Below are 1460 nucleotides of genomic sequence, written 5' to 3' on the forward strand. Positions count from 1 at the left end.
ATTAGGAAGCCCGTAGGCCTCAGGAGTAGCCTGGACACGTCTGCGGATGACAGCACTGTTGCCGCGCGCCTGAAGATAAAGATTTGCGAGGGAGGCATCGTTGCCGATGGCGAGCTTGTGCCGGCCGCCGATGGATCCAGCCTCGACCTTCTGAAAGCCTTTGTCGGCATCACGCATGTAGCTCCGCACGGTATTCCGGGAAATACCGAGCGACTGAGCGATGGTACGGATTTTCTCCCCATTGCTTATTCGAAAACGGATTTCTTGTGCTGTAGCACTTGAGATCATTTGCGTCCTCATAGTTGAGTAAAACCGTGGGTCAATTTCCACGGGTCAAAAAATGCCGCCCTAAAAAAGAAGCGGCGACGAGGAACGCACGTTATCAGTGATCTATCTATGTGAATATAGGGGAATATCTCTGAATTTGTCTTCGTTTACGGAAGAGCCTTTATAGTATTGTGCCGCAGTCTTTATCGGCGCTTTGAGGAACGCGTGACGACCGCTATCGTGACACAAGCGCTCCAGGGCTTGATGTAGCGGAACGCAGGAAGAGGACTGATGCTACAAAGGCAGTAAAAGGGCAGTAAATGTCCGGGATTCCGGGTCAAAACCTAATGCCGGCGGGTCAACTTTGAAGTGTCCGAAAATGGGTCAAAAGTGGTGTCCTCCAACACCCCAAATATTAAGGCAATCATCCATTAGTTACGTATGGATCAATGAAAATTCAAGTTAATCAATAATGTTATCTGAGTTGCATCAACTAAATGATGGCTTCGTTAATATCTTGAACTTCTGATGGAAGCCCGGAAATTCACTGTTGAGGAGATGATTTCGTATGTAATAGAGCCGGATTCGTTCTTTACGACTGAGGGCGACATTCTGCTCAGAACGGAATTTCGCCGGGACTACAGTGTGTATTTCGGCATTCTGGAGCGCATCGCTTCTGGAAAAACGAAGCGGCAGGAGCTGGTCTCAGCCTTCCCGACGGATATCAGCGGGCAGCTTTTTAAGCTCGAGGACTACTTCCATCTCATCAAGCGCGAGAATCCGGTTGGACGGCAGAAGAACGCAAGGAACTTTCGCTTTGTGATGGCTGACGACTACCTGCACTTCTGGTTCCGATTCATTTATCCGAATTTGGGTCTCATCCAGCAGGGTAGCACCGCCCGACTGGAGAGAAAAATTCTCGACGAATTGCCTGACTACACCGGCCGCCATGTGCTCGAGCGCTGGTTCCGTACGAAGCTTTGGGAAAGCGGCAACTTTACGGAAGTCGGTCCCTGGTGGGATGCCTCTGGGAAAGGAGAGAATGAAATCGACATTGTGGCGATCAACCCCTTTGACAAAGAGGTTCTTTTTGGAGCGGAAAATCTCGCTCTCGGTCTTGGTATAACGACGGTCGAGAGAAAGCAAGTAGTTGAAATCCTTTAAAGATTTCATTGAAACCCACTTGCTTTTTC

Annotated in this window: 1 protein-coding gene and 1 pseudogene; one reads left to right on the top strand and one right to left on the bottom strand. The window is 49.3% G+C overall.

Annotated features, from left to right (window positions below):
• Positions 1-288 (bottom strand): annotated as a pseudogene (locus GBM95_RS11670) (hypothetical protein); the annotation flags it as partial.
• Between the two features lie 624 nt (positions 289-912).
• Here GBM95_RS11670 and GBM95_RS11675 point away from each other — a divergent pair.
• Positions 913-1431 carry a DUF234 domain-containing protein gene (locus GBM95_RS11675; RefSeq protein WP_193222703.1) on the top strand — a complete coding sequence of 173 codons (519 nt, stop codon included), beginning with the start codon at positions 913-915 and terminating at the stop codon, positions 1429-1431.
• Positions 1432-1460 lie beyond the last annotated feature (29 nt).

It is taken from the genome of Sutterella seckii (assembly GCF_009183815.1).
Lineage (GTDB): Bacteria > Pseudomonadota > Gammaproteobacteria > Burkholderiales > Burkholderiaceae_F > Sutterella > Sutterella seckii.